Origin of the sequence: Nibribacter ruber (genome assembly GCF_009913235.1) — a bacterium.
Taxonomy (GTDB): Bacteria; Bacteroidota; Bacteroidia; order Cytophagales; family Hymenobacteraceae; genus Nibribacter; species Nibribacter ruber.
In genome coordinates this window covers 3,649,173-3,671,443 of the sequence record NZ_CP047897.1, presented here as the reverse complement: position 1 = coordinate 3,671,443, position 22,271 = coordinate 3,649,173, and the positions used below count along the sequence as shown (strand labels likewise).

The window sequence follows — 22,271 nt, the reverse complement described above, 5'->3', positions numbered from 1 at the left end:
TGGAAAGGCAAAGGTCCGTTTTTGGCCTGAATTCTGAAAATCAGGCCAAAAACGGATTGGGACTACAGACCGCTTACTCTGTTGTTCTTAGGGTACTTCACCTCAAACCGAAGATTCCTTTTCACGGTCTCATTAGGCTTGAGTGTGACTAGCCAGGTGACTTTGCCGGTTTCCTTGTCCAGCTTGCCGCCGTTGGTTTCTACCTCGCTTACCTCAATGTCTGAATGGGTGCTGATGGGAATCTGGTCCTCCACGGTGATGGTAACCGGCGTGCTTTTGGTGTTGCGCAGGCTTATCTCATAGCCAAACTGCTCTTTGATGTTACTGCCCAGCGTGGAGCGCTTCTGAAAGTCTTTCATTCGCTCGCGTTGCACCACCACATTCTGGTCACGGCCCAGCGAAAGGGTGAGCGTGTCTTTCGTCTGGGTGGGGTCAATCACCGATTTACCCGTGAAGGTGCCGTCCAGGAAAATATTGGCCTCGCCGGGAAGCAGTTTCAGGTTCTCCCAGTTGGTGAGGTGCGCCACCAGAAAGGCGGTCGGGTCCAGTTTAGGTACGGTGGTATGAGCGTAAGCGGTGGTGAGACTGTGCTGTTGCACGTCCACGGTATGCGGCTCTCCGTCTGACGGAACACTGAACGGAATCCCAATCTTGAACTCGGCGGCCAAGGTAGTAGCCACGGCTTCTGTGTAATCTGCGGTGCTGGTGGCTGGGGCGGCAGTTACCACGACTTCGCTTAATGACTTGGTATCTTCACTGTCCTCCATGATTACTGGAGCTGTATGTTTAACTTTCCTCCTAATTGGAGATGCCTGCAAAATGCCAATATAATATGGCTCCAATTCTGGCTTCTGGGCGCCTTCTGCTGGGTTGGTAGTGGCTAAGGTCAATTGCACGTTGTCCCAGTTCACGCCGGTGTTCTGGTGCACATTGGCTTTATATTGCAATTGCACCGGCCCTTGGTTGCCAGTAGCCCTAATGTCATAGATAGGTTCCCAGCCGGCATTGTACACCAAATACGTTACCTCCAAACCCACCTGCGTACGGGCGGTGGCTTTCACGGCCACAATCACCTTACTCGTAGCCTTTGATTGACTGTTTACTTCATTTAACTGACTAATAAATCTGGCTTGTCGGGTTTTGAGAATCTCCAGGCGTATGTCCACGGTTTGCATTTCCTTCCGGATGCTCAGCAAGCGGGCGCGGTAGAAGTCGGCTACTTCTTTGAGGCGGGCGGCGGTAATGCCAGTCTGGGAACCGCCAATGCTTTGGTTAGCCTGTAGCATGGCTTCTTCTTTTTGCAGGACTTCGCGCTGGTCGGTCAAGGAGCGTATCTGGCCGGTGTAGCTTTTAAGGGAGTCTTCCAGTTGTTCGGTCTCACGGGGCTTCTGCGAGCCTATAAGATAGTTCTGCTCATACCTAACGGAAAGCAAGGTCACACTTCCGGTAGGATTTACCTGCACGCTTCGTTCGTCCAGTTGGGATGGAAGTCCGTCCAGAACCAGTTCGGTGACGCCGGCTTCTACCGTTCCTTTGCCCACGTTGGTGACCTGGGCGCGGTTCAGGAACACGGTAACAGCTTTCACCTGTGTGGTTAAGGATTCCTGTTTTTGGGCTAGAATCTGGAAAACAGGCCAAAAACAAAGGACGCAAAACAAGAGCGGGACACGAAGAGTTTTCATAAAGGGCGAGGCTGGGTTGGGAGATACTAACACGCGAATCATCAAAGCTAGCATTTCTGGATAAACTTTTTGCAGGTTTCCTTTACCTTTGGCGCTCTTACTTATGAAGTTCGCATGTATTCATACCAACGCCTTTTCGATTTCACCCAGAAGATATTCCTGAGCATTGGCTGTCCCGCAGAGGACGCTTTACTAGCCACCGAAACTTTACTTTCCGCTGATTTACGGGGCATTGACTCGCATGGCGTGGCCCGTCTGGTGGGCTATGTGCGCCTCTGGGAAGCCGGCCGCATCAACCCCACGCCCAACGTGCGCATTGTGCATGAGACGCCCAGTACCGCCACGGTAGATGGCGATGGTGGCCTTGGTTTGGTGGTAGCACCCAAAGCCATGCAGATTGCCCTGGAGAAAGCCAAAAACGTAGGGAGCGGCTGGGTGAGCGTGAAGAATTCCAACCACTTCGGGATTGCAGGGTACCATGCCATGAAGGCCCTGGAGCATGACATGATTGGCATGGCCATGACCAACGCCAGCCCCTTGGTAGCGCCTACCTATTCTTTAGAAAGACTCTTGGGCACCAACCCTATTGCCGTGGCGGTTCCGGCCAATGAACAACCTCCGTTTGTAGCTGACCTGGCTACCACCACCGCCGCCAACGGCAAGCTGGAAATCCTGCAACGTAAAAACCTGGAAGCCCCACACGGCTGGATTCAGGCCGCCGACGGTTCTTCTTCTACCAACCCCAATGAGCTCAAAGACGGTGGCGCGCTCTTGCCGCTGGGCGGAGACACGGGCAGTCACAAAGGCTATGCGCTGGGTGCGGTGGTAGATATTTTCTCAGCGGTTTTGTCTGGTGCGAATTATGGCCCGTGGGTGCCGCCGTTTGTGAGCTTCCTGGCCCCGCCGGCTAACCCGGTTGGCGAAGGCATCGGCCACTTCTTCGGGGCCATGCGGGTAGACGCGTTCAGACCCGCCGACGACTTCAAAAACCACATGGACAACTGGATTACCACCTTTAGGAACTCGAAAGCCAAAGACGGCCACCACGTCCTCATCCCCGGCGACCCAGAACGTGAAAGCGAAGTTATAAGGTTGAAAGAAGGGATTCCATTGCTACCACCGGTAGTCAAGGATTTGGAAGGCTTGGGTGATAAGTTTGGAGTGACGTTGTAATGTCGTTTTTGGGCTGTTTTCTGGAAAATAGGCTGAAAACGAGTTTTTAGCTATTAGTAAGCAAGGATACAATTGATTCATTTTGGATGCCGTGCTATATCAAGTACCTCATTTAGAGTCTCGTTTTACTATGGATCTTACTCATTTAGAATGCCAAAAAATCTTTCAGAAGGTACCATAAAAAAATGGCTACAGGGTTGGTGCTTATCCCGAGAATTGCCTTTGCCTATAAGATATAAGTCAGGATTTAAGGTGGATGTGGGACATGAAAAACAGAAAAGCCGATATGTGTTCCCAACTCTCAACCAAGATTTCATAGACTTAGCGAGGACAATTGATGAACCCTGGGTTTTTCTTAAAGTCTGTGCCTCGCCCGCAGAGCTAAAGAATCTTCTACCTCCCCAATGGATCATACAGCCTCAGGGCTACATGATGGCTTGTTTACATACAATGCTTGAAAGACCTGCGCGATTGAATCCTGGGTATAGAATGGAGCTTGTAGAATACAACTCTACTTATCATTTGAGAATCATTGCCCAGGATGAAAGTGTGGCAGCAGAGGGAAGAGTTGTTTTAGTGGATTTTCTGGCTGTGTATGACCGCATATCAACGCACGTAAATCATAGAAGGAAAGGACTGGCAACCCTCTTACTATATGAGCTGGAGAAAATAGCTTTGTCCAAGGGAGTAACCCAAAACTTTTTGGTCTCCACAGAAGAAGGCAAATTACTATACCAATCTTTGGGCTGGGACCTGTGTTGTTTGTATACCTCCATCGTGATTCCAGGGGGAGTAAAAGGTGAGCATAATCTAACAATTGGTTAGATCTTATCTTTTGGCTTTGTTTTAGAAATGCAAAAAGAAGAATATCCATTTGCTTGTTAACTAAAACAAACCATAGGAAATTTTGCCTAGCCTTTAGCAAACTGCCTTTTCAATGACTTGGAAATGGAATTCCTTCCATCGGAAAGTTTCTGGCCCTCGTAATATTCCAAACTTCCCCGCGACTTATACAAAAATTGTGATTCCGCAGAAGGCAACTCCCCCTGCACTATACCCTTTATTCAAAACCCTATGAAAAACACTACCATGGCACTGGGCCTATTGGCTCTATTGTCCTTCAGTGCGCCGGCAGAGGCCGCTAAAGCCCCTGAACTCACCTACCAAGTGAACCTCAATGACCGCGCCGATGACTTGTTCAAGGTCTCTTTGGAAGTGAAAGGCCTAAAAGACGCCAACAACATCTTCCAGTTCGCGTCTACCGCGCCAGGCACGTACCAGACCATGGACATTGGAAGGTTTGTGAAGAACTTCAAAGCATTTGACAAGAAGGGCAAGGAAATAACCACCAAGCAGGTGTCTGTGAACCAGTGGGAATTGAGCCGGCCAGACAAAGTGCGTAAAATCACGTACCAGATTGCCGAAACCTGGGACACGCCGGTAGAAAAGAACAAGGTGTACAACATGTGCGGCACCTCTTTGGAGCAGGACCATGCGCTTATTAACGGGCAAGGGGTGTTCGGCTATTTTAAAGGTTTGCAGTCGGCGCCTATGCGCTTAAAGCTGGAGTCACCGAAAGAGTGGCTAACGGGAACTGCGCTTAAAACGGATAAGAACGGTTACTACATGGTTAACAACTATGACCACCTGGTAGACTCTCCTATCCTGGCTGGTAACCTGACCAAATCTGCCACTGACTTCAATGGCACTACCATTGACATCTACACCTATTCCAAAACGGGCAAGATTAAGTCGAAGGATTTAATGACCAACATGACGGGCATGCTGGACGCCGCCCACAAGTTTGTAGTTAATTTTCCGGTGGACCGTTACACCTTCCTATACCATTTTGAGGACGAGGATTGGGGCGCCTGGGAGCATTCGTACAGCTCTGAGTATGTCATGAAAGAAAGTGATATGACGCCTGAGTTTGCGCACAACATCACCGACATCGCCTCGCATGAGTTCTTCCATATCATCACGCCGTTGAACATCCACAGTGAGATTATAGAGCGTTTCAACTTTGAGACCCCTACTCCGTCTCAGCACTTGTGGCTGTATGAAGGCACCACCGAGTGGGCCTCTGACATGATGCAACTGAGAGCCGGCATGATTGACTTGCCTGCCTACCTCAAAGACATGCAACAGAAGCTCAAGAACAATGACATGATGGGCACCAATTACAGCCTACAGGAATTGAGCTTGACCTCTTACACGCCGCAGGGCAATAAAATTTACGGCAACATCTACAACCGCGGCGCGGCTACGGCGGCCTTGCTAGACATTAGATTGCTGGAATTATCTGGGGGCAAGCGCGGCCTGCGCGAAGTCATCAATGAGCTCTCTAAAGAATACGGCCCGTCTAAGGCTTTCCCAGAGCAGGAGTTTTTCAACATCTTCGTGGCCAAGACCCACCCAGAAATTGCCGATTTCTTCAACAAATACGTGAAAGGCGCTGAGGCCCTGCCCGTGGCCGAGTACTTCGGGAAACTGGGAATTACCTACACACCTTTGAAAACCTCAGACAAGAAAACCTTTGACCCAGGCTACAACTTAGGCGCACCCGAAGGCAAGATTGTGTTCATGAAAGTGAACCCTACCCAACAACAAGCCGGCCTGAAGGACAGGGATGAGCTAGTGGCCGTGAACGGCACTGCCATTACCTTGAAAAACGCCAACCAAGAGGTTCCTAAGATCTTCCAAACCAAGATTGGGGATTCTTATGCCGTTACCATCCGGAGAGACGGCAAAGAAGAAAAACTGACCCTGAAAATGCTCGAAAGACAGGAAACGCAACGTCACCTGTTTGAGGTAGACGCCAACCCAACCCCAGCACAATCAGCACTTCGTCAAGCCTGGATGAAGAATCTGTAATCTACTTACTTATTCTACGGCAACCGCCACTGTTTCTACAAGAGACAGTGGCGGTTTTGTTTAATGCTGTTTTTGGCTTGTATTCTGGAAAAGAGGCCAAAAACGAAAGGAGTTATAGCCTACGCAAGACCAGGCAACTTTGCTGAGGAAGAATAACCTTTTGTCACCACGTAATTAATCACTGCCAGAAGCAGCACAAAGCCCGTTAATTCCCAGATGGCTGGAAAAGAGGCTTCTGCTTCGCGCACCTGCAGCACGTCATTCCCTACACGATAAATTATGTTTCCTGCCCAATGAGCGCCTACCGTATACCATAGGTTTCTGGTGTAAAGCAATGGAATGGTCAGCATGATGCCTAACACAAACAGATAGAGCAGCATGGATGGTCCGGAAGTGAGGGCATAGATATGGTTCAAAACATAGATAACTGAAGAGAACAGAATTAAGGACCATTTATCCATCCGTTGATAAAAGTGTCCAAACAGGTAGCCTCTGGTGAGGATGTCTTCGGCTAAGGAAGGAAGAAACGTACCGGCCGCAAAGATGAGCGTCTGCATGATGAGTACCTCCGTATCAGGTCTTGGGCCTAGTATCTCAAAGCCTAACCAGAGTCGTGTCCCAAGTGCCAACGCATATACCACTAAGCCAATAACCAAACCTTTTAAACACAACCTTACGTAGGGATTGTCAAAGCACATTCCCCAAGCGCCCAACCCTTTGAAGCCTTGCCACTTGGCCACCAGATAGGCCACCGGTATCACGGCCAGCATACATCCTAGAAACAGCGGAATGTGCTGATGAAACCGCATGGCATATTCCCCAGCATGGTACGTGAGGGCAATGAATAAAAATCCCGCCAATATGCTCCACGAAGGAGTAGTTTGGGTGGTTGAGGATGGTTGCTCCTTATGGTTTGCAAGAACTGTCTTTTCCATAGCGTTTATAAATTTCCGCAAATATATAATAACCTCTATATTCTTACAGGCGTGAAATTCTGATCAACGCCTTGTTCCCTGGAACATAGCCTTGCCCCTATGTCCTGAATTGCCTACCTTATTCGCTGATTCCGTTTTTGACCTCTTTTCCAGAAATCATGCGAAAAACGCTCCTCTCCTTTCTGCTTCTTCTATCCACTATCATCCAGCTTTCAGCGCAGAATAAACCGAATGCCATTGCCACCAAGACTGCTGGGCTACAAAAATTTGCCGGCTACTTTCCTTTCTATTGGGACGAGGCCACAGGCAAGATTCTGCTGGAGATTGACAAACTGGACAAGCAGTTCCTGTATGTGTCTTCTCTCCCGGCGGGCTTGGGGTCAAATGACATTGGGTTGGATAGAGGGCAGTTGGGCGGTACGCATGTGGTGTATTTCCAGAAGGTAGGCCCGAAGGTGTTGCTCATTGAACCCAACCAAGGCTACCGCGCCATGAACGGCAACCCCGCCGAGGAGCAGGCCGTGGCCCAGTCCTTCGCGCAGTCCACGCTGTGGGGCTTTAAAGTAGAAGCCACCGATGGCAAAACCGTGTTGGTAGACGCCACTGACTTTTTGCTGAGAGACGCGCATGACGTGGTAGGAAGCATTAAACGAGCCCGACAAGGATCGTATAGATTAGACGCCTCCCGTTCTGCCTTTTATTTGCCCCGCACTAAGAACTTCCCGCAGAATACGGAGTTTGAAGCCTCGCTCACCTTTGTGGGCGGTGATGACGCCGGTAATTTGGTTCGTGAAGTAGCCCCTTCTACAGAGGCCCTTACTTTGCGTCAGCACCATTCTTTTATTCAACTGCCAGACACCAACTACACGCCCAGAGCCATGGACCCGCGGGCCGGCTACTTCGGGATTGAGTATATGGACTACAGCACACCCATTGACGAATCTATTGTAAAAAGATACATTGCCCGTCACCGTCTGCAAAAGAAGAACCCAGGCGCCGCCGTCTCTGAGGCCGTGAAACCCATTGTGTACTATGTAGACCACGCCGCACCGGAGCCCATCAGAAGTGCCTTGTTAGATGGAGCCCGCTGGTGGGCACAGGCGTTTGAGGCCGCCGGGTACAAAGACGCGTTCAAGGTAGAGATTCTGCCCGTAGATGCAGACCCCATGGACGTCCGCTACAACGTCATTCAATGGGTGCACCGCAGTACCAGAGGCTGGAGCTACGGTGCCTCGGTGACCGACCCGCGTACCGGCGAAATCTTGAAAGGCCACGTTAGCCTGGGCTCATTGCGCGTGCGTCAGGATTATTTGATTGCCGAAGGTTTGCTAGCCCCATATGAAGAAGGCAGACCTGCCAACCCCGAAATGATGAAGATGGCCCTCGCTCGTTTACGTCAACTGTCGGCGCATGAGTTGGGCCACACACTGGGCATCATGCACAACTACGCCGCCAGCGTGAGCAACCGCGCCTCGGTCATGGATTACCCGCACCCCACCGTCAAGTTGACATCCGAAGGTAAAATTGATTTATCTGATGCCTACGCGGTGGGCATGGGCGACTGGGACAAACTAGCCGTGACGTATGGTTACCAAGACTTCGCCAAAGGTGTGAACGAGAAACAGGCGCTGGACCAACTCCTGCGCACCGGTCACCAAAGAGGCTTGCAGTTTATCTCTGACCGTGATGCCCGCTCCCCAGGCGGAGCGCACCCGCAAGCGCACCTCTGGGACAACGGCGCCAATGCCTCTGATGAATTACGTCATGTGCTAAACGTAAGGGAGAAAGCCTTACAGCAGTTTGGCCTGAACAACATCAAGCCCGGTGTGCCCATGGCTATGCTGGAAGACGTGCTGGTGCCCATTTACAACTACCACCGTTACCAAGTAGAATCGGTGGCCAAAGTGGTAGGCGGTGTCAACTATACCTATGCTTCTAAAGGCGATGGTCAACTAGTCACCCAGAAAGTACCCGAGGCCGAGCAACAGAAAGCCTTGGAAGCTCTCTTAGAAACCCTTCAACCCAAGGTGCTCACCCTACCAGAGAACATCATCGCCTTGATTCCGCCAAGGCCGGCCGGTTGGTCTCCTACGCGCGAACTGTTTGACAAACGTACCGGTCTCACCTTTGACCCCTTGGCCGCCGCCGAAGCCTCGGCAGATTTCACCTTGTCGTTTCTGTTTCATCCAGAGCGCGCCGCCCGTTTGGTTGAATTAAAAGCCAGAGGCAGCAAGTTAGGCCTGGAGGAAGTGATGGACCAGATTCTGGAAGCCACCTGGAAAGCCAAACAGCAAGACGGTTTACAAGGCCAGACGCAATTCTTAACGCAACAATTGGTCTTAACGCATCTGCTGGCCTTATCTCAGAATGACAATGCTGCTTATTCTGTGCGTGCCATGGCTACCTTAAAAGTAAAGGAGTTAGAGAAGCACCTTAAGAAACTGTCAAAGTCTAATGATGATGCTGTGAAAGCCAACGCGCTTCTAGCCCTTAACAGATTGGACCAACCCTCCAACGCCAAACCACAACTACACAAAGACCTTCCGCCGGGCGCACCCATTGGCTCACTAGAAGTCCTTAGTTGCGAATAGCGTTTTTGGCCTGTTTTATAGAAAATAGCATAAAATCCCGCTCCTGTTTTGGAGTGGGATTTTATATTGCCTCTACTTGGGGCTTGTGTCAGAGAAGGCACGTCTTTCGTTTTTGGCTTGTTTTCCAGAAATCAGGCTAAAAACGACACATTTCTAAAAGCTCTGCTCTACCCTGCGGAGCTTTTTTGTTGACGGTAAACCCATCAGTTACATAAGGGAAACCGTAAACCTGTTCACAGGCTATTTCTTCGTACTTTTGCCCACGAGGTGCCTGCGGGTGTCTCTTAAAATTGACAGCATGGCTAAAATTGCGATAAACTTAACCACCGCCTCCATCCAGCAGGAAGAGGTGATTGTGGGCATTGACCTAGGCACTACCAACAGTTTAGTGGCGTACATGCACCCAGACGACCGCATGCCCATTGCCATCAATGACCAGGGAATGGGCACCATTGTCCCGTCGGTGGTTCACTTTCATGAGAATGGCGAAGTTCTGGTAGGTGACGCTGGGAAAGAATATCTGCTCACAGACCCGTCCAACACCATCTACTCGGTGAAGCGCTTGTTGGGCAAGTCTTACCAGGATCTGGGCGAGCACAAGGACACCTTCGGCTACAAAATCATTGATGACAACTCTGAAGGACTGGTGAAGATACGGGTGCAAGACAAGTTCTACTCCCCCATTGAGCTGAGTGCGGAGATTCTGAAGGAGCTACGTGCCCGCGCCGAGCACGCTTTAAAAACGCCGGTGAACCGGGCCGTGATTACCGTGCCGGCCTACTTCAATGACTCCCAGCGCCAAGCCACCCGCGATGCCGGTAAACTGGCCGGGTTGGAAGTATTGCGCATTGTCAACGAGCCTACCGCTGCCTCTCTGGCCTATGGCATTGGCCTGGACCCCAGCGAGGAGAAAACCATTGCCGTGTATGACTTAGGCGGAGGAACCTTTGACATTTCCATCCTGAAGATTCACCAAGGCATCTTTGAAGTATTGTCTACCAACGGCGATACCTATTTGGGCGGTGATGACATTGACCAGGCGATCCTTCAATATTGGTTGCCGCAGAACCGTTTGCTAGCCGACATGGTGGCCAATGATGCCAACCTGTCCCAGGGCTTACGATTAAAAGCCGAGGAAGCCAAGCGCACGCTAAGTGACCAGGAAACCTATACTTCTGAGTTGCACGGCATCGAGTTGAAGCTGGACAAGCACACTTTTAATACGCTCATCACGCCTATTGTAGACCGCACCATGGCTTCTTGCCAGATGGCTATGAAAGACGCCGGGCTTACCGCTGAGCAGATTGACACCGTAATTATGGTGGGCGGCTCTACCCGCGTGCCGCTGGTGTACCAGACCGTGAGCGACTTTTTCGGTAAACCGGCTAACAACTCTTTGAACCCAGACGAAGTAGTCGCCTTGGGTGCAGCCATTCAGGCCGACGTGTTGGCCGGCAACAGAAAAGACATTCTGCTATTGGATGTAACGCCGTTGACCTTGGGCATAGAGACCATGGGTGGCTTGATGGACTCCATCATCCCGCGTAATTCCAAAATTCCTACCAAAGCCGGCCGCCAGTATACTACGTCTGTGGACGGACAGGTGAACATGAAAATATCCGTCTACCAAGGCGAGCGGGACTTAGTGAAAGAGAACCGCAAGCTGGCCGAGTTTGACTTGAAAGGGATTCCGGCCATGCCCGCAGGCTTCCCGAAAGTAGACGTGAACTTCATCCTGAACGCCGACGGTATCTTAAAGGTAGAAGCCATTGAACTACGCTCTGGTGTGCGCCAGGAGGTGGAAGTAAAACCGCAGTACGGCCTTACAGATGAGCAGGTTGAGGAAATGCTGATGGCGTCCATCACGCACGCCAAGGAAGACGTTTCGGCCCGCATGGTCATTGAGGCGCGCACCACCGCTGAGCAGATGATCTACCAGGTAGAGCGTTTTGTAGAGAAAAACGGCGAGCATTTGACGCAGGAAGAGATTACCCTCACCCGCCAGAATGTGCAGAACCTGAAAGACGTGTTACCCACCAGTGACAAAGACACGATTCTGAAGGCGGTAGACACGCTAGAGGAACAGACCAGTCCGTTTGCCGAGCGCGTGATGCAAATCTCCATCAAGAAAGCCATGAGCGGCAAGAAGATTGAATAGCCCGTTTTTGGCCTGTTTTCCGGAAAACAGGCCAAAAACGGGTTTAAAGTTGAGTGTGTAAATTAGTAGATGTTCTTTTTTTCTCGCTCGCGTCCCGCGAGTGTGTGCTACAAAGGCCTCTGGCCGGTAAATGGATTATACGGAAAGCGGCGAGAGGCCGCAAGTGTCTCACACTCGCGGGACGCGAGCGAGGATACATGTAGTTTGTTTTTGGCCTGTTTCCCAGAACTTAGACCAAAAATGGAAACTATATAAATGCAGAAGGCGCTACCTGGTTGAGGAGCGCCTTCTGCATTTATAGGTGAGATGCTTATTGCTGTTGCTCTGCCTCTAGCTCGTCTTCGTCCTTTTCTACAATGATGTACAGGTCCTCGGTGGGTTTCTTCATGAGGTATTTCTCCCGGGCAAATTTCTCCAGCAGTTCTGGGTTGCTCAGGAGTTCCTTGCGGTCTTTCTGTACTTCCTGAATCTTCTCTACGTAGTAATCGCGCTCTTCTTCCAGCACGGCCAGTTTGCGGCTGGTCTGGAATTGCGTGATGAAGTCATTGGAGTCAAAGAAGATCATCCAGACCAAAAAGCCCACGCTGGTGAGAAAGTAAAAGTTCTTGAAAAATTTGGGAACGCGCGCCAACATATGCTAGGGAGATAAAAATGGCGGCAAGATTGCTCTTGCCGCCATGAATTTACTAAGTTTTCCGGCAGGTCAGGTACTGCATCCACCAGAACTTTTTCATTTCCCGTTTTTGCCCTATTTCCTAGAAAATAAGCCAAAAACGGAAATTGTAACTCCAAACGAATTGCTTAGAACTTACGGCCTGGGAAATAAGCGGTCTCGCCTAACTCCTCCTCAATTCTTAGCAATTGGTTGTACTTGGCCATTCTATCTGAACGCGAAGCAGAACCTGTTTTGATTTGACCGGTGTTCAAGGCCACGGCTAAGTCAGCAATGGTATTGTCCTCGGTCTCACCAGAACGGTGGCTCATGATGCTCTTATAGCCGTTGATGCGGCCCAGGTTGATGGCGTTGATGGTCTCAGTTAAGGTACCAATCTGGTTTACCTTAATCAAGATGGCGTTGGCCGTCTTCTGGTCAATGCCTTGTTGCAGACGCTCTACGTTGGTCACAAACAAGTCATCGCCTACCAACTGCACCTTAGACCCGATAGAATCCGTCAAAGACTTCCAGCCGGTCCAATCGTCTTCGTCCATACCGTCTTCAATAGAGATGATTGGGTATTTGTTAGACCACTCGGTCCAGAAGTTGACCATCTCAGAAGAGGTCATCTTGTCGCCGGTAGATTTTTTGAAGTGGTAGTGGCCCGTAGAGGCATCATAGAATTCAGAAGCGGCGGCATCCATGGCAATCATGAAGTCTTCGCCCGGGCGGTAGCCAGCGGCTTCAATGGCCATCAACACTACCTCAATGGCTTCCTGGTTAGACCCAATGTTAGGCGCAAAACCGCCTTCATCACCTACGTTGGTAGACATGCCTTTCTTCTTGAGCACGTTCTTTAGGTGATGGAACACCTCAGAGCCCATTCTCAACGCCTCAGAGAACGTTGGTGCGCCTACTGGCATCACCATGAACTCCTGGAAGTCAATAGAGTTGTCAGCGTGGCTACCACCGTTCAAGATGTTCATCATAGGAACCGGCAAGGTGCTGGCGTTCACGCCACCCACGTAACGGAACAACGGCTGGCCTGCTTCTTTGGCAGCGGCTTTGGCAATGGCCAAAGAAACACCTAAGATGGCGTTAGCACCTAGTTTTGCTTTGTTAGGCGTGCCGTCAATCTCAATCATGATTTTGTCAAGCAGGCTTTGCTCAAACACATTGAAGCCTACCAACTCATCTGCGATGATGGCATTTACATTATTCACGGCTTGCAAAACACCTTTGCCCATGTATTGGCTGTTGTCACCGTCACGCAGTTCAACGGCTTCGTGCTTGCCGGTAGAGGCTCCAGACGGCACGGCGGCGCGGCCTACAATACCGTTTTGGGTGATCACATCTACTTCAACGGTGGGGTTACCGCGGGAGTCAAAAATCTGACGGGCTTTGATGTCTTCAATTAAGCTCATATTCAATCGTTTTATTTTGTTACTTATTCTTTTTGTCGTTTTCCAGCATCTCCAGGAACAGGTCAAACAGGTAGGCTGAGTCATGCGGTCCCGGAGAAGACTCTGGGTGGTACTGAACAGAGAAGGCAGGCTTGTTTCTCACCCGGATGCCCTCCACGGTGTTATCGTTTAAGTTGATGTGCGTAATCTCAACATTAGGGTTCAGTTTCACCGCCTCAGCGTCTACGGCGAAACCATGGTTCTGGGAGGTGATTTCGCTTTTACCCGTAATCAAGTTCTTTACAGGGTGGTTTAAGCCTCTGTGTCCGTTGTGCATCTTGTAAGTGGGAATACCGTTGGCCTGCGCCAAAATCTGGTGGCCCATGCAAATCCCGAACATAGGACGCTCTACTTCCAGAATACGCTCCACGCTCTTCATGGCCTCAGTGGTCACGGCTGGATCTCCAGGACCGTTGGAGATAAAGTAGCCGTCTGGTCCCCAAGCTTCCATGTCGTCAAAGGAGGTACCATAGGGGAACACCCGGCACTCACAGCCTCTTTCTACCAGATTGTTCAAGATATTCTGCTTCACGCCCAAATCCAAAACTGCCACCTTAAATCTGGTAGTAGTGGGCTGCACCTGATACTGCTCTTTAGTAGAAACATGAGAAGAAAGCTCCAAGCCATCCATAGACGGTACTTGCTTCAATTGCTCCTTCAGTTTCTCAACATCCATCTCCTCAGAAGAAATGATGGCATTCATCACACCTTTGTCTCGGATATACCGCACCAAGGCCCGGGTGTCAATCTCACAAATGCCCACAATCCCTGCTTTCTCAAAATATTCCTGCAAAGAGCCTTCAGCGGTTTTACGGGAGAAGGTAGAAGAAAAATCCTTACAGATAAGTCCTTTGATCTGGATGGCGTTGGATTCTACCTCTTCTGGCTGCACCCCATAATTACCCACGTGAGACACCGTGGTAACCACAATCTGCCCATAGTAAGAAGGATCTGTGAAAATCTCCTGGTAGCCCGTCATACCTGTGTTAAAGCAAATTTCTCCACCGGTAGTACCAATTTTGCCAAGGCTTTTGCCCTGGAAGATGGTGCCGTCTTCCAGCACTAATACTGCATCTGTTGTTGTCTGAAGCTTCATTCTTTCTAAGTATGGGACAAAAATAAAAAAGGGATACGAGTAAACCCGTATCCCTTTTTATAAATCAATTCATTATCGTTACTCAGCGGCTGGTGTTTCAGCAGAATCAGTTCCTTTTGCTTCTTCAGAAGCGGCTGGAGCAGTGGTCTCTGCAGTAGTAGCCTCAGCACCTTCTTTCTTCTTACCAGAAGAACGACGTCTTGTTTTGGCTTTGCCAGCAGCGGCAGTTGCTGTTGATGATACCATATCCTCGTTGTAGTCTACCAGCTCAATGATACACATGTCTGCGTTGTCACCAAGACGATTGCCAGTTTTAAGGATACGGGTATAACCACCCGGACGATTAGCGATTTTACCCGCGATGTTGTCAAATAACTCTTTCACCGCCTCTTTGCTCTGCAAGTAAGAGAATACAGTACGACGAGAGTGAGTAGTGTCGTTTTTACCTTTAGTTAACAAAGGCTCTGTATATTTTCTTACCGCTTTCGCTTTGGCTACCGTTGTGATAACGCGCTTGTGAAGGATAAGTGACGCCGCCATGTTAGACAACATAGCTGAGCGGTGGGCAGCAGTCCTACCTAAGTGATTGTTCTTTTTACCGTGTCTCATTTTTTTAATTGTGCACGTGCATACCGTCGATCAACCTGTACGGGATCGGGAATTATGCCGTAGGATTACTAATCTTCTTCTAGTTTATACTTTGAGATATCCATCCCAAAGTTAAGACCTTTTTCAGATACTAGGTTCTCCAACTCAGTAAGAGATTTCTTACCAAAGTTTCTGAACTTCATCATATCTGCCAGGTCTAATTGTACTAAATCTCCCAACGTTCTAATGTCAGCTGCTTTCAAGCAGTTGTAGGCACGTACAGAAAGATCCATGTCATGGAGAGGCGTCTTCAAGACTTTTCTCATATGCAGCATTTCTTCGTCAACTGCTTCTTCCTCTTCAGGCTTCACAGTCTCAAAAGTCATGGTGTTGTCTGAGAACAGCATGAAGTGTTGAATCAAGATGTTGGCAGCACCTTTCAAGGCATCTTCTGGATGGATGGAACCATCAGTAGAAATCTCCAATAAAAGACGCTCATAATCCGTCTTCTGCTCTACACGCGTATTTTCAACGCTATACTTCACATTCTTGATAGGTGTGAAGATGGCATCTATGGCAATTTGGCCAAACACCTGGTCAGCTGGCTTATTCTCCTCGGCAGGAACATAGCCTCTGCCTTTTTGAATAGTCAATTCAATCTCAAAAGAAGCTTCTGGATCTAGGTGACAGATAACCAAGTCAGGATTTAACACCTGGAACGAACCAGAGAATTTGTTGATGTCACCGGCAGTGAAGGTGTCTTGCTTGCTGATGCTGACAGTAATCTTGTCATCAACTAAGTCACCAACCTTTTTAAACCGAACCATTTTCAAGTTCAGGATGATTTCAGAGACATCTTCAACCACACCTTCAATGGTAGAGAACTCATGGAGTACGCTAGGAACACGAATGCTGGAGATAGCATATCCTTCCAATGAAGAAAGAAGGATTCTTCTCAGCGCATTTCCAATGGTAACACCATAGCCCTTCTCTAGCGGCTTAAATTCAAATTGCCCGTGGAAGTCATCGGATTTCTCCATCACGACTTTCTCTGGCATTTGAAATGCTAATATTGACATGTTTGCTGGGTTAAGGTTGACACTTAAATTAGAACTGATTACTTAGAGTAAAGCTCGACGATCAGCTGCTCCTGGATCTTCTCAGGGATTTGGTCACGCTGAGGAGTTGCAATGAAAGTACCTACATATTGTGAGGCATCCCACTCTAACCAAGTAAACTGACGAGCATTACGTCCAGCTAAGCTAGTAGTAATTGCTTCTAATGATTTAGATTTCTCACGAACACTCACTACATCACCAGGACGCAACGTGTAAGAAGGAATGTTCACAATGCCACCATTAACCAGAATGTGCTTGTGAAGAACCAATTGACGTGCACCACGTCTAGTAGGAGCAATACCTAAACGGTATACCGTGTTGTCCAATCTTGCCTCCAAAAGAGCCAATAAGTTTTCACCAGTGATACCCGTTTTACGAGCAGCTTTGTCAAACAAGTTAGCGAACTGCTTCTCCAGTACACCGTAGATGTACTTGGCTTTCTGCTTCTCCATCAACTGGATAGCGTACTCAGATTGCTTCTTTCTACGACCACGGCCATGCTGACCTGGACCATATGCCTTTTTAGCTAAGGCTTTGCTTGGTCCAAAAATTGGTTCGTTATATCTTCTAGAGATTTTACTCTTAGGGCCTGTATATCTTGCCATTTCTAATACTTAATAATATCCTTAAACTCTTCTGCGTTTGGGAGGACGACATCCGTTGTGCGGAAGTGGCGTTACATCTTTGATAGAAGTAATCTCAATACCAACGTTCTGCATTGTACGGATAGCTGACTCACGACCAGCGCCAGGACCTTTAACAAAAACCTCTGCTTTACGCATACCAGCTTCATAGGCTACTTTACCACAGTCTGCGGCAGCCATCTGAGCGGCATAAGGAGTATTTTTCTTAGATCCTTTGAATCCCATTTTACCAGCAGATGCCCAAGAAATAACTTGGCCATTGATGTTGGTAACAGAGATGATGATATTATTGAACGAAGCTTTGATGTGCACCTGACCAACAGGCTCCACAACAACCACACGCTTCTTGGCTTTATCTTTTCTCTTCTGAGCCATTGTAGTTTAATTATTTAGATGCCTTCTTCTTGTTTGCAACAGTTTTACGTTTGCCTTTTCTGGTTCTAGAGTTGTTTTTAGTTCTCTGACCTCTGGTTGGCAAACCTTTTCTGTGACGTAGTCCACGGTAAGATCCAATGTCCATCAAACGCTTGATGTGCAATTGTACCTCAGAACGAAGAACACCTTCTACTTTGTGCTCTGAAGCGATAACGTTACGGATTTCACCCGCCTCATCCTCCGTCCAATCCTTTACTTTCTTGTCAAGATCCACCCCAGCCTTCACCAAAATAGACTGTGACAATTTCCGGCCGATGCCGAAAATGTACGTCAAGGCAATCTCGCCTCTTTTGTTATCTGGAATATCAACTCCTGCTATTCTAGCCATGTTTTAAAAATTAACCTTGTCTTTGTTTATAACGTGGATTCTTCTTGTTGATCACGTAAAGCTTCCCTTTACGTCTGATCACTTTGCAGTCTTCACTGCGCTTTTTTACTGACGCTTTAACTTTCATCTGCTTATTTGTATCTGTAAACTATTCTTCCTTTACTAAGGTCGTAGGGAGACATTTCCAATTTCACTCTATCACCAGGCAAGATTTTGATGTAGTGCATCCGCATCTTACCTGAAATGTGAGCGATTACTTGATGGCCATTTTCTAATTCTACCCGGAACATTGCGTTGGATAGCGCCTCGATGATGGTACCGTCTTGTTCAATAGAAGACTGTTTAGCCATGAATTAGTTCAATGCTTTTTCTATGTATTCAAAAGTAGTCAAAATTTCGGCTTTCCCCTTTCTAACTACCACAGTATGCTCAAAATGTGCAGAAGGTTTTTTATCACGAGTCCGAATAGTCCAGCCATCTTCCTCTTGCACTACATGTCTTGAACCCAGATTTACCATAGGTTCAATGGCAATGACTAAACCCTCTTGCAGTTTCATGCCCTGCCCGCGTTTACCGTAGTTAGGAACCTCAGGACCTTCATGAAGGCTTTTGCCCAATCCATGCCCTACCAATTCCCTCACTACTCCATACCCGAACTGCTCCACATGTGATTGAACAGCAAATCCAATGTCGCCTACACGAGCACCAGCAACTGCCCATTCAATTCCTTTATAAAGAGACTCCTTCGTTCTAGTAAGCAAGTCCGTTACAGAAGCATCTACTTCGCCAACTGCGTAAGTATAGGCACTGTCACTATGAAACCCCTTAAAATAAACTCCACAATCAACAGACACAATGTCTCCAGATTGCAGAGTATAAGCGCTAGGGATACCATGTACAACAGCAGAGTTTAGGCTAATGCATAAACTATTTTTGAAACCGTTATACCCTTTAAAGGAAGGCAGACCTCCATGATCACAGATAAACTCATCTGCAATCTTATCTAATTGCAAAGTGCTGATACCTTCAGTAATCGCTTTGGCAACTTCGCCATGTGCTTTCCCTAAGATAAGAGCACTTTGCTTAATGATTTCAATCTCTTCTTCCGTCTTGTAAACAATCATTCCTTAGGAAGCCACTGCAACGTTAGTAGATCTACCTCTGAGTTTACCAGACTTCATCATACCGTCATAGTGCTTCATGAGAAGATAACTCTCAATCTGATTAAGAGTGTCTAACACAACGCCAACCAAAATGATAAGAGAAGTACCACCAAAGAAGGCTGCAAACTCTCTAGTAACTCCAAACAGCATGGCGATAGATGGAAGAATTGCAATGACAGCCAAGAACAAGGCACCAGGGAAGGTGATTCTTGTTAACACCTCGTCAATGAATTCAGAAGTCGCCAAACCTGGTTTGATACCCGGTACAAATCCGCCGCTTCTCTTCAAGTCATCAGCAATCTGGTTAGGATTCACACTAATGGCTGTATAGAAAAAGGTAAAGACGATAATTAATACTGCAAAGGAAAGGTTATACTGCCAGGAAGTGTAGTCAGAGAATACTGCACCAATTTCACTTGCGACAGTGCTCTCACTTTGCCAGAAAGAAGCAACCATAGCAGGTAGGAACATTAAAGACTGGGCAAAAATGATTGGCATAACACCAGCAGCATTCACCTTTAAGGGAATAAACTGTCTTTGGCCAGCTTCCAAGGAAGCACTACCACCTACTTGCTTAGCATATTGAACCGGAATTCTTCTAATAGCTTGGGTAAGCATAACTACGCCCATCACCACGAAGAACAGGATAATAATCTCAATAATGAAAATAAGAGCCTTTCCAAGTCCTAAAGCCATAGCCTCCCCCAGCAAAGCACCCGGGAGACGAGATACTATACCAATCATGATCAGCATAGAAATACCGTTACCAATACCTTTGTCTGTGATCTTCTCACCCAACCACATACAGAACATAGTGCCCGCAGTAAGGATGATCATTGAAGAAACAGTAAATAGGCCAGTGTTAACGGCAGGGTTTATAGCTTCAGCGTTAATAGTCGCAATGAAGGCGAAGGACTGAGCCAAGGTGATGGCAATAGTTAGAACCCGAGTGTACTGGTTGATTTTCTTCCGACCAGATTCACCCTCTTTCTGCAACTTTTGGAAGTAAGGAACAGCAATAGTAAGAAGCTGCAGTACGATAGAGGCAGAAATATACGGCATTATACCCAACGCAAAAATGGAAGCATTACCAAATGCTCCACCTAGGAAGGTATCTAATAGCCCTAAAATCCCGTTTGTACTAGATTTTAACTGGTTGGGATCTATTCCTGGAAGTACCACAAAAGATCCTAGCCTGAAAATTGCGATGAATCCTAAAGTATTTAGGATTCTAACTCGCAAATCTTCAATGGCGAAAATATTCTTTATCGTAGAAATCAGCTTCTTCATGTATTACAAAGTCACAACCTTGCCGCCTGCTTTTTCAATTGCTTCAATTGCCGTTTGAGAAAATGCATGAGCATGAACTTCAATGGCACTTGTAATTTCGCCTCTTCCTAAAACTTTGATGTTGTCATTCTTAGAAGCCAAACCGTTCTGACGGAAGGTATCAAAGTTAATAACAGTTGAACCAGTTTTAGTAATCAGGTTCTGAAGAACGTCCAGGTTAATGGCTGAATATTCAACACGGTTAAAGTTCTTAAAGCCAAACTTTGGAACACGACGCACTAATGGCATCTGACCGCCCTCAAAGCCAGCCTTAGAAGAGTAACCAGAACGAGACTTCGCTCCTTTATGACCACGGGTAGATGTACCACCTTTACCAGAACCGGTACCACGACCAATTCTCTTCCGGTCCTTAACAGAACCTTCAGCAGGTTTTAATGTACTTAAGTTCATTATTATACCTCCTTAACTGCTACTAAATGTTGTACGTGGTTTACCATTCCTGCAATCTGAGGAGTAAACTCTTTTATGACAGTCTTATTGATTTTCCCTAAACCTAAGGCTTTCATAGTAGCCTTTTGTCTTTCCGGACGGTCAATAATACTTTTAATCTGGGTGATTTGAACTTGAGCCATGATTACCCGTTGAAAACTTGTTGTAAACTAATACCACGTTGCTGAGCAACCACAAGCGGATCGCGCATTTTAGACAAAGCATCAAAAGTTGCTTTAACTACGTTATGCGGGTTTGATGATCCTTTTGACTTGGCCAAAACATCTTTGATGCCAGCACTTTCAAATACTGCACGCATTGCACCACCAGCAATTACACCGGTACCGGCAGCAGCAGGCTTGATTAGTACAAAACCACCAGAGAATTTACCTTCCATTGCATGAGGCACAGTGTGCTTGAACAATGGAACGCGCACTAAGTTTTTCTTAGCGTCATCTATACCTTTCGCAATAGCATCGGTTACCTCATTGGCTTTACCTAAACCATAGCCTACTACACCATTACCATCACCAACTACCACGATGGCGGAGAAGCTAAATCTTCTACCACCTTTTACTACCTTGGCAACACGGTTGATAGCAACTACGCGCTCTTTCAGCTCGATTTCGCTTGCTTTGATACTTCTAATATTCAACTTTGACATCTTCTTAGAATTTTAGACCCGCTTCACGAGCCCCTTCAGCTAATGATTTAACTCTACCATGGTAAAGATAGCCACCTCTGTCGAATACAACTTCAGTAATACCTTTCTCCTGGGCTTTAGTGGCTATATCACGTCCAACATGAGCAGAAGCTCCTGTCTTATTTTCACCAGCTACAGCCTCTAATTTGGCAGAGGAAGAAGAAGCCAAGGTTACACCATTAACATCATCTATAATTTGAGCATAGATAAACTTATTGCTTCTAAAAACTGCCAAACGCGGACGTTGTGCAGTTCCAGTAACTTTGTTACGGATGCTTCGACGGATTCTAAGTCTTCTTTTTGCTTTATCGAATGACATACTCTTTCTTATTTAGAAGCAGTTTTACCAGCTTTTCTTCTAACAACCTCACCCACGAAGCGAATACCTTTACCTTTGTAAGGCTCAACTTTACGCAGTGAGCGAATCTTAGCAGCTACCTGGCCTATCAACTGCTTATCAATTCCTTCTAATGAAATAACAGGCGCTTTACCTTTTTCAGTTACCGCATTGGCTTTGATTTCTTCTGGAAGAGCAACATAGATATTGTGTGAATATCCAAGAGCTAATTCCAAAGTCTGACCTTGAGTAGTGGCTTTGTAACCCACGCCCACCAGTTCCAAATCAATTTTATAGCCAGTGCTTACACCTACTATCATGTTGTTAATGATAGAACGATAAAGACCGTGAAGCGCTTTGTGTCTCTTCTGCTCAGTAGGACGAGTTACAGTAAGTACCCCATCTTCAACCTGAACCTGAATATCTGTATCAACAGGAGCAGAAAGCGATCCTTTAGGGCCTTTCACTGTAACCAGGTTCTCCTGGTTTACCAACACCTCAACACCTTGTGGAAGCGTGATGGGAAGTTTACCTATCCGTGACATTTTC

General features: G+C 47.6%; 24 protein-coding genes. 5 read left to right on the top strand and 19 right to left on the bottom strand.

What is annotated here, in order from left to right:
- Nucleotides 1-62: 62 nt before the first annotated feature.
- Entirely contained in the window at nt 63-1,586 is a 1,524-nt protein-coding gene (locus GU926_RS15515; RefSeq protein WP_160693471.1) for a DUF4139 domain-containing protein, read from the bottom strand.
- A gap of 210 nt (nt 1,587-1,796) precedes the next feature.
- Between GU926_RS15515 and GU926_RS15510 the strand changes: the two genes are divergently transcribed.
- The 3 genes from GU926_RS15510 (at nt 1,797) to GU926_RS15500 (ending at nt 5,729) form a co-directional block, all read left to right on the top strand.
- Nucleotides 1,797-2,855: an Ldh family oxidoreductase gene (locus GU926_RS15510; RefSeq protein WP_160693469.1), complete on the top strand. Its 1,059-nt coding sequence runs from the start codon at nt 1,797-1,799 to the stop codon at nt 2,853-2,855.
- Nucleotides 2,856-3,344: 489 nt separating this feature from the next.
- Nucleotides 3,345-3,680, top strand: a complete 336-nt coding sequence (locus GU926_RS18405) for a GNAT family N-acetyltransferase (protein WP_198001426.1) — start codon at nt 3,345-3,347, stop codon at nt 3,678-3,680.
- Nucleotides 3,681-3,929: 249 nt separating this feature from the next.
- Nucleotides 3,930-5,729, top strand: coding sequence for a M61 family metallopeptidase (locus tag GU926_RS15500; protein ID WP_232058355.1), 1,800 nt, complete (start codon nt 3,930-3,932; stop codon nt 5,727-5,729).
- Nucleotides 5,730-5,848: 119 nt separating this feature from the next.
- Here GU926_RS15500 and GU926_RS15495 read toward each other — a convergent pair whose 3' ends face one another.
- The gene (locus tag GU926_RS15495; protein WP_160693465.1) at nt 5,849-6,664 is read right to left on the bottom strand and encodes a CPBP family intramembrane glutamic endopeptidase; all 816 of its coding nucleotides are present in this window, start codon (nt 6,662-6,664) and stop codon (nt 5,849-5,851) included.
- A 158-nt stretch (nt 6,665-6,822) separates the two neighbouring features.
- Here GU926_RS15495 and GU926_RS15490 point away from each other — a divergent pair, with 158 nt between their 5' ends.
- Complete coding sequence (locus tag GU926_RS15490) at nt 6,823-9,255, top strand: zinc-dependent metalloprotease (RefSeq protein ID WP_160693463.1); 2,433 nt, start codon at nt 6,823-6,825, stop codon at nt 9,253-9,255.
- A 298-nt stretch (nt 9,256-9,553) separates the two neighbouring features.
- Nucleotides 9,554-11,413 carry a Fe-S protein assembly chaperone HscA gene (hscA, locus tag GU926_RS15485; RefSeq protein ID WP_160693461.1) on the top strand — a complete coding sequence of 620 codons (1,860 nt, stop codon included), beginning with the start codon at nt 9,554-9,556 and terminating at the stop codon, nt 11,411-11,413.
- A 310-nt stretch (nt 11,414-11,723) separates the two neighbouring features.
- Here hscA and GU926_RS15480 read toward each other — a convergent pair whose 3' ends face one another.
- The 17 genes from GU926_RS15480 to rplF form a co-directional block, all read right to left on the bottom strand.
- A complete protein-coding gene (locus GU926_RS15480; protein ID WP_160693459.1) occupies nt 11,724-12,047 on the bottom strand; it encodes an FtsB family cell division protein in 324 nt (107 codons plus the stop codon).
- Between the two features lie 167 nt (nt 12,048-12,214).
- Complete coding sequence (eno, locus tag GU926_RS15475; RefSeq protein ID WP_160693457.1) at nt 12,215-13,492, bottom strand: phosphopyruvate hydratase; 1,278 nt, start codon at nt 13,490-13,492, stop codon at nt 12,215-12,217.
- A gap of 19 nt (nt 13,493-13,511) precedes the next feature.
- The gene (carA, locus tag GU926_RS15470; protein WP_160693455.1) at nt 13,512-14,627 is read right to left on the bottom strand and encodes a glutamine-hydrolyzing carbamoyl-phosphate synthase small subunit; all 1,116 of its coding nucleotides are present in this window, start codon (nt 14,625-14,627) and stop codon (nt 13,512-13,514) included.
- A 78-nt stretch (nt 14,628-14,705) separates the two neighbouring features.
- Complete coding sequence (rplQ, locus tag GU926_RS15465; protein ID WP_160693453.1) at nt 14,706-15,236, bottom strand: 50S ribosomal protein L17; 531 nt, start codon at nt 15,234-15,236, stop codon at nt 14,706-14,708.
- Nucleotides 15,237-15,304: 68 nt separating this feature from the next.
- Nucleotides 15,305-16,294: a DNA-directed RNA polymerase subunit alpha gene (locus tag GU926_RS15460; protein WP_160693451.1), complete on the bottom strand. Its 990-nt coding sequence runs from the start codon at nt 16,292-16,294 to the stop codon at nt 15,305-15,307.
- Nucleotides 16,295-16,332: 38 nt separating this feature from the next.
- On the bottom strand, nt 16,333-16,938 hold the full coding sequence (gene rpsD, locus GU926_RS15455) for a 30S ribosomal protein S4 (RefSeq protein ID WP_160693449.1): 606 nt from the start codon (nt 16,936-16,938) through the stop codon (nt 16,333-16,335).
- 21 nt (nt 16,939-16,959) lie between these two features.
- The gene (rpsK, locus tag GU926_RS15450; protein WP_066508659.1) at nt 16,960-17,352 is read right to left on the bottom strand and encodes a 30S ribosomal protein S11; all 393 of its coding nucleotides are present in this window, start codon (nt 17,350-17,352) and stop codon (nt 16,960-16,962) included.
- Nucleotides 17,353-17,362: 10 nt separating this feature from the next.
- Nucleotides 17,363-17,740: a 30S ribosomal protein S13 gene (rpsM, locus tag GU926_RS15445; RefSeq protein WP_066508657.1), complete on the bottom strand. Its 378-nt coding sequence runs from the start codon at nt 17,738-17,740 to the stop codon at nt 17,363-17,365.
- Nucleotides 17,741-17,750: 10 nt separating this feature from the next.
- A complete protein-coding gene (gene ykgO, locus GU926_RS15440; RefSeq protein ID WP_071885446.1) occupies nt 17,751-17,867 on the bottom strand; it encodes a type B 50S ribosomal protein L36 in 117 nt (38 codons plus the stop codon).
- Between the two features lie 4 nt (nt 17,868-17,871).
- On the bottom strand, nt 17,872-18,090 hold the full coding sequence (gene infA / locus GU926_RS15435) for a translation initiation factor IF-1 (protein WP_048919321.1): 219 nt from the start codon (nt 18,088-18,090) through the stop codon (nt 17,872-17,874).
- 3 nt (nt 18,091-18,093) lie between these two features.
- Entirely contained in the window at nt 18,094-18,864 is a 771-nt protein-coding gene (map, locus tag GU926_RS15430) for a type I methionyl aminopeptidase (RefSeq protein WP_160693447.1), read from the bottom strand.
- Between the two features lie 3 nt (nt 18,865-18,867).
- Nucleotides 18,868-20,193 (bottom strand): preprotein translocase subunit SecY, encoded by a 1,326-nt coding sequence (gene secY, locus GU926_RS15425; protein ID WP_160693445.1) that lies wholly within the window; start codon nt 20,191-20,193, stop codon nt 18,868-18,870.
- A 3-nt stretch (nt 20,194-20,196) separates the two neighbouring features.
- A complete protein-coding gene (rplO, locus tag GU926_RS15420) occupies nt 20,197-20,643 on the bottom strand; it encodes a 50S ribosomal protein L15 (protein ID WP_160693443.1) in 447 nt (148 codons plus the stop codon).
- A 2-nt stretch (nt 20,644-20,645) separates the two neighbouring features.
- Nucleotides 20,646-20,825 (bottom strand): 50S ribosomal protein L30, encoded by a 180-nt coding sequence (gene rpmD, locus GU926_RS15415; protein ID WP_066508650.1) that lies wholly within the window; start codon nt 20,823-20,825, stop codon nt 20,646-20,648.
- Nucleotides 20,826-20,827: 2 nt separating this feature from the next.
- The gene (gene rpsE, locus GU926_RS15410; RefSeq protein WP_160693441.1) at nt 20,828-21,346 is read right to left on the bottom strand and encodes a 30S ribosomal protein S5; all 519 of its coding nucleotides are present in this window, start codon (nt 21,344-21,346) and stop codon (nt 20,828-20,830) included.
- 4 nt (nt 21,347-21,350) lie between these two features.
- The gene (gene rplR, locus GU926_RS15405) at nt 21,351-21,704 is read right to left on the bottom strand and encodes a 50S ribosomal protein L18 (protein ID WP_160693439.1); all 354 of its coding nucleotides are present in this window, start codon (nt 21,702-21,704) and stop codon (nt 21,351-21,353) included.
- An 8-nt stretch (nt 21,705-21,712) separates the two neighbouring features.
- Nucleotides 21,713-22,267 (bottom strand): 50S ribosomal protein L6, encoded by a 555-nt coding sequence (rplF, locus tag GU926_RS15400; protein ID WP_160693437.1) that lies wholly within the window; start codon nt 22,265-22,267, stop codon nt 21,713-21,715.
- Between the last annotated feature and the right edge of the window lie 4 nt (nt 22,268-22,271).

Bases quoted from the DNA above. Each gene is read 5' to 3' on its own strand.
- GU926_RS15510 (WP_160693469.1), top strand. From the start codon at position 1,797: ATGTATTCATACCAACGCCTTTTCGATTTCACCCAGAAGATATTCCTG.
- GU926_RS18405 (WP_198001426.1), top strand. From the start codon at position 3,345: ATGGAGCTTGTAGAATACAACTCTACTTATCATTTGAGAATCATTGCC.
- GU926_RS15500 (WP_232058355.1), top strand. From the start codon at position 3,930: ATGAAAAACACTACCATGGCACTGGGCCTATTGGCTCTATTGTCCTTC.
- GU926_RS15495 (WP_160693465.1), bottom strand. From the start codon at position 6,664: ATGGAAAAGACAGTTCTTGCAAACCATAAGGAGCAACCATCCTCAACC.
- GU926_RS15490 (WP_160693463.1), top strand. From the start codon at position 6,823: ATGCGAAAAACGCTCCTCTCCTTTCTGCTTCTTCTATCCACTATCATC.
- hscA (WP_160693461.1), top strand. From the start codon at position 9,554: ATGGCTAAAATTGCGATAAACTTAACCACCGCCTCCATCCAGCAGGAA.
- GU926_RS15480 (WP_160693459.1), bottom strand. From the start codon at position 12,047: ATGTTGGCGCGCGTTCCCAAATTTTTCAAGAACTTTTACTTTCTCACC.
- eno (WP_160693457.1), bottom strand. From the start codon at position 13,492: ATGAGCTTAATTGAAGACATCAAAGCCCGTCAGATTTTTGACTCCCGC.
- carA (WP_160693455.1), bottom strand. From the start codon at position 14,627: ATGAAGCTTCAGACAACAACAGATGCAGTATTAGTGCTGGAAGACGGC.
- rplQ (WP_160693453.1), bottom strand. From the start codon at position 15,236: ATGAGACACGGTAAAAAGAACAATCACTTAGGTAGGACTGCTGCCCAC.
- GU926_RS15460 (WP_160693451.1), bottom strand. From the start codon at position 16,294: ATGTCAATATTAGCATTTCAAATGCCAGAGAAAGTCGTGATGGAGAAA.
- rpsD (WP_160693449.1), bottom strand. From the start codon at position 16,938: ATGGCAAGATATACAGGCCCTAAGAGTAAAATCTCTAGAAGATATAAC.
- rpsK (WP_066508659.1), bottom strand. From the start codon at position 17,352: ATGGCTCAGAAGAGAAAAGATAAAGCCAAGAAGCGTGTGGTTGTTGTG.
- rpsM (WP_066508657.1), bottom strand. From the start codon at position 17,740: ATGGCTAGAATAGCAGGAGTTGATATTCCAGATAACAAAAGAGGCGAG.
- ykgO (WP_071885446.1), bottom strand. From the start codon at position 17,867: ATGAAAGTTAAAGCGTCAGTAAAAAAGCGCAGTGAAGACTGCAAAGTG.
- infA (WP_048919321.1), bottom strand. From the start codon at position 18,090: ATGGCTAAACAGTCTTCTATTGAACAAGACGGTACCATCATCGAGGCG.
- map (WP_160693447.1), bottom strand. From the start codon at position 18,864: ATGATTGTTTACAAGACGGAAGAAGAGATTGAAATCATTAAGCAAAGT.
- secY (WP_160693445.1), bottom strand. From the start codon at position 20,193: ATGAAGAAGCTGATTTCTACGATAAAGAATATTTTCGCCATTGAAGAT.
- rplO (WP_160693443.1), bottom strand. From the start codon at position 20,643: ATGAACTTAAGTACATTAAAACCTGCTGAAGGTTCTGTTAAGGACCGG.
- rpmD (WP_066508650.1), bottom strand. From the start codon at position 20,825: ATGGCTCAAGTTCAAATCACCCAGATTAAAAGTATTATTGACCGTCCG.
- rpsE (WP_160693441.1), bottom strand. From the start codon at position 21,346: ATGTCAAAGTTGAATATTAGAAGTATCAAAGCAAGCGAAATCGAGCTG.
- rplR (WP_160693439.1), bottom strand. From the start codon at position 21,704: ATGTCATTCGATAAAGCAAAAAGAAGACTTAGAATCCGTCGAAGCATC.
- rplF (WP_160693437.1), bottom strand. From the start codon at position 22,267: ATGTCACGGATAGGTAAACTTCCCATCACGCTTCCACAAGGTGTTGAG.